Below are 5125 nucleotides of genomic sequence, written 5' to 3' on the forward strand. Positions count from 1 at the left end.
TTGTGGATGGTCGAGGTTCCTTTGAAACACAACACAGCGAGGACGCTGTGAACGAGTGGGCTTATTCCGCCTGCTTGTTCCGCTCTTCTGTGGTTGTGACCCCGATTACGGGGAAGCATTCATGGAGAGTTTGATCCTGGCTCAGGACGAACGCTGGCGGCGTGCTTAACACATGCAAGTCGAACGATGAAGCCGCTTCGGTGGTGGATTAGTGGCGAACGGGTGAGTAACACGTGGGCAATCTGCCCTGCACTCTGGGACAAGCCCTGGAAACGGGGTCTAATACCGGATACGACTGCCTGAGGCATCTCGGGTGGTGGAAAGCTCCGGCGGTGCAGGATGAGCCCGCGGCCTATCAGCTTGTTGGTGGGGTAATGGCCTACCAAGGCGACGACGGGTAGCCGGCCTGAGAGGGCGACCGGCCACACTGGGACTGAGACACGGCCCAGACTCCTACGGGAGGCAGCAGTGGGGAATATTGCACAATGGGCGAAAGCCTGATGCAGCGACGCCGCGTGAGGGATGACGGCCTTCGGGTTGTAAACCTCTTTCAGTAGGGAAGAAGCGCAAGTGACGGTACCTACAGAAGAAGCACCGGCTAACTACGTGCCAGCAGCCGCGGTAATACGTAGGGTGCGAGCGTTGTCCGGAATTATTGGGCGTAAAGAGCTCGTAGGCGGCTTGTCACGTCGGATGTGAAAGCCCGGGGCTTAACCCCGGGTCTGCATTCGATACGGGCAGGCTAGAGTTCGGTAGGGGAGATCGGAATTCCTGGTGTAGCGGTGAAATGCGCAGATATCAGGAGGAACACCGGTGGCGAAGGCGGATCTCTGGGCCGATACTGACGCTGAGGAGCGAAAGCGTGGGGAGCGAACAGGATTAGATACCCTGGTAGTCCACGCCGTAAACGTTGGGAACTAGGTGTGGGCGACATTCCACGTTGTCCGTGCCGCAGCTAACGCATTAAGTTCCCCGCCTGGGGAGTACGGCCGCAAGGCTAAAACTCAAAGGAATTGACGGGGGCCCGCACAAGCGGCGGAGCATGTGGCTTAATTCGACGCAACGCGAAGAACCTTACCAAGGCTTGACATACACCGGAAAACCGTGGAGACACGGTCCCCCTTGTGGTCGGTGTACAGGTGGTGCATGGCTGTCGTCAGCTCGTGTCGTGAGATGTTGGGTTAAGTCCCGCAACGAGCGCAACCCTTGTTCTGTGTTGCCAGCATGCCTTTCGGGGTGATGGGGACTCACAGGAGACTGCCGGGGTCAACTCGGAGGAAGGTGGGGACGACGTCAAGTCATCATGCCCCTTATGTCTTGGGCTGCACACGTGCTACAATGGCCGGTACAATGAGCTGCGATACCGTGAGGTGGAGCGAATCTCAAAAAGCCGGTCTCAGTTCGGATTGGGGTCTGCAACTCGACCCCATGAAGTCGGAGTCGCTAGTAATCGCAGATCAGCATTGCTGCGGTGAATACGTTCCCGGGCCTTGTACACACCGCCCGTCACGTCACGAAAGTCGGTAACACCCGAAGCCGGTGGCCCAACCCCTTGTGGGAGGGAATCGTCGAAGGTGGGACTGGCGATTGGGACGAAGTCGTAACAAGGTAGCCGTACCGGAAGGTGCGGCTGGATCACCTCCTTTCTAAGGAGCATCTACCACTCTCTTCGGAGGGCTGGTCAGGGCCATTACGTCAGCGAATGTCTGACGGTGGTTTGCTCATGGGTGGAACGTTGACTATTCAGTTTGGCTGGTTGGTCGTGTTCTCTAGTACTGCTTGTAAGAGCGTGGAACGAGGCAGGGTCAGTGAGTCGGGTTGGGCACGCTGTTGGGTGTCTGAGGGTGCGGCCGTTTTGGTCTCATCTTCGGTGCCGGTCCCGGTGTACTCGTGTCGTGGTGACGTGGGGTGGCGGGTGGCTGGTTGTTGTTTGAGAACTGCACAGTGGACGCGAGCATCTGTGGCCAAGTATTTAAGGGCGCACGGTGGATGCCTTGGCACCAGGAACCGATGAAGGACGTGGGAGGCCGCGATAGGCCCCGGGGAGCTGTCAACCGAGCTGTGATCCGGGGGTGTCCGAATGGGGAAACCCGGCAGTCGTCATGGGCTGTCACCCATACCTGAACGCATAGGGTATGTGGAGGGAACGCGGGGAAGTGAAACATCTCAGTACCCGCAGGAAGAGAAAACAACCGTGATTCCGGGAGTAGTGGCGAGCGAAACTGGATGAGGCTAAACCGTATGTGTGTGATACCCGGCAGGGGTTGCGCATACGGGGTCGTGGGAGTTCTCTTGATCGGTCTGCCGGCCGGTCGGCGAGTGAGAAACCGTTGTGGTAGGCGAAGGGCATGCGAAAGGCCCGGCGTAGAGGGTAAGACCCCCGTAGCTGAAACTGCAACGGCTCGTTTGAGAGCCACCCAAGTAGCATGGGGCCCGAGAAATCCTGTGTGAATCTGGCGGGACCACCCGTTAAGCCTAAATATTCCCTGGTGACCGATAGTGGATAGTACCGTGAGGGAATGGTGAAAAGTACCGCGGGAGCGGAGTGAAATAGTACCTGAAACCGTGTGCCTACAAGCCGTGGGAGCGTCGCCGTGTGTGCTTGCATGCACGGTCGTGACTGCGTGCCTTTTGAAGAATGAGCCTGCGAGTTTGCGGTACGTTGCGAGGTTAACCCGTGTGGGGAAGCCGTAGCGAAAGCGAGTCCGAATAGGGCGTTTGAGTAGCGTGCTCAAGACCCGAAGCGGAGTGATCTAGCCATGGGCAGGGTGAAGCGGCTGTAAGAGGTCGTGGAGGCCCGAACCCACCAGGGTTGAAAACCTGGGGGATGACCTGTGGTTAGGGGTGAAAGGCCAATCAAACTCCGTGATAGCTGGTTCTCCCCGAAATGCATTTAGGTGCAGCGTCGTGTGTTTCTTGCCGGAGGTAGAGCACTGGATAGGCGATGGGCCCTACCGGGTTACTGACCTTAGCCAAACTCCGAATGCCGGTAAGTGAGAGCGCGGCAGTGAGACTGTGGGGGATAAGCTCCATGGTCGAGAGGGAAACAGCCCAGAGCATCGACTAAGGCCCCTAAGCGTGTGCTAAGTGGGAAAGGATGTGGAGTCGCAGAGACAACCAGGAGGTTGGCTTAGAAGCAGCCATCCTTGAAAGAGTGCGTAATAGCTCACTGGTCAAGTGATTCCGCGCCGACAATGTAGCGGGGCTCAAGTACACCGCCGAAGTCGTGTCACTCCAACATGTAACTTAACGGTTGTTGGGGTGGGTAGGGGAGCGTCGTGTGCCGGGTGAAGCAGCCGTGTAAGCGAGTTGTGGACGGTTCACGAGTGAGAATGCAGGCATGAGTAGCGATACAAGAGTGGGAAACTCTTGCGCCGATTGACTAAGGGTTCCTGGGTCAAGCTGATCTGCCCAGGGTAAGTCGGGACCTAAGGCGAGGCCGACAGGCGTAGTCGATGGATAACCGGTTGATATTCCGGTACCCGTGATGCAGCGACCAACACTGAATCTTCTGATGCTAAGGCCGTGAAGCCGCCTTTGATCCCTTCGGGGTGATGGGGAGTGGTGGAGCCGCTGAACCAAGGTGGTAGTAGGTGAGTGATGGGGTGACGCAGGAAGGTAGTCCATCCCGGGCGGTGGTTGTCCCGGGGTAAGGGTGTAGGACGTCATGTAGGTAAATCCGCATGGCATATAAGTCTGAGACCTGATGCCGAGCCGTTTGTGGTGAAGTGGATGATCCTATGCTGTCGAGAAAAGCCTCTAGCGATGTTGTGTTGCGGCCCGTACCCTAAACCGACTCAGGTGGTCAGGTAGAGAATACCGAGGCGTTCGGGTGAACTATGGTTAAGGAACTCGGCAAAATGCCCCCGTAACTTCGGGAGAAGGGGGGCCACACCTGGTGAACACTCTTGCAGTGGGAGCTGGGGGTGGCCGCAGAGACCAGCGAGAAGCGACTGTTTACTAAAAACACAGGTCCGTGCGAAGCCGTAAGGCGATGTATACGGACTGACGCCTGCCCGGTGCTGGAACGTTAAGGGGACCGGTTAGCTGCATTTCGGTGTGGCGAAGCTGAGAACTTAAGCGCCAGTAAACGGCGGTGGTAACTATAACCATCCTAAGGTAGCGAAATTCCTTGTCGGGTAAGTTCCGACCTGCACGAATGGCGTAACGACTTCTTGACTGTCTCAACCATAGGCCCGGTGAAATTGCAGTACGAGTAAAGATGCTCGTTTCGCGCAGCAGGACGGAAAGACCCCGGGACCTTTACTATAGCTTGATATTGGTGTTCGGTTCGGCTTGTGTAGGATAGGTGGGAGACTGTGAAGCATGCACGCCAGTGTGTGTGGAGTCGTTGTTGAAATACCACTCTGGTCGTGCTGGATGTCTAACCTGGGTCCGTGATCCGGATCAGGGACAGTGTCTGGTGGGTAGTTTAACTGGGGCGGTTGCCTCCTAAAGAGTAACGGAGGCGCCCAAAGGTTCCCTCAGCCTGGTTGGTAATCAGGTGTTGAGTGTAAGTGCACAAGGGAGCTTGACTGTGAGACTGACGGGTCGAGCAGGGACGAAAGTCGGGACTAGTGATCCGGCGGTGGCTTGTGGAAGCGCCGTCGCTCAACGGATAAAAGGTACCCCGGGGATAACAGGCTGATCTTCCCCAAGAGTCCATATCGACGGGATGGTTTGGCACCTCGATGTCGGCTCGTCGCATCCTGGGGCTGGAGTCGGTCCCAAGGGTTGGGCTGTTCGCCCATTAAAGCGGCACGCGAGCTGGGTTTAGAACGTCGTGAGACAGTTCGGTCCCTATCCGCTGCGCGCGTTGGAGTTTTGAGAAGGGCTGTCCCTAGTACGAGAGGACCGGGACGGACGGACCTCTGGTGTGCCAGTTGTTCTGCCAAGGGCATGGCTGGTTGGCTACGTTCGGGAGGGATAACCGCTGAAAGCATCTAAGCGGGAAGCCTGCTTCGAGATGAGGACTCCCACCCACTTTGTTGGGGTAAGGCTCCCAGTAGACGACTGGGTTGATAGGCCGGAGATGGAAGACCTGTGAGGGTTGGAGTTGACCGGTACTAATAGGCCGAGGGCTTGACCATATGTGCTCGCGTCCACTGTGTTGGTTCTGAGGCAA

At 57.2% G+C, this 5125-nt stretch carries 2 rRNA genes; both read left to right on the forward strand.

Features of this window, described 5'->3' with window-relative positions:
- Positions 1–118 precede the first annotated feature (118 nt).
- A 16S ribosomal RNA gene (locus tag FNX44_RS23685) occupies positions 119–1646 on the forward strand.
- A gap of 316 nt (positions 1647–1962) precedes the next feature.
- Positions 1963–5090 (forward strand): 23S ribosomal RNA (locus FNX44_RS23690).
- Together the 16S and 23S rRNA genes form the textbook arrangement of a ribosomal RNA operon.
- Positions 5091–5125: the final 35 nt, after the last annotated feature.

The sequence above is a fragment of the Streptomyces alkaliterrae genome, assembly GCF_007097205.2.
GTDB classification, from domain to species: domain Bacteria; phylum Actinomycetota; class Actinomycetes; order Streptomycetales; family Streptomycetaceae; genus Streptomyces; species Streptomyces alkaliterrae.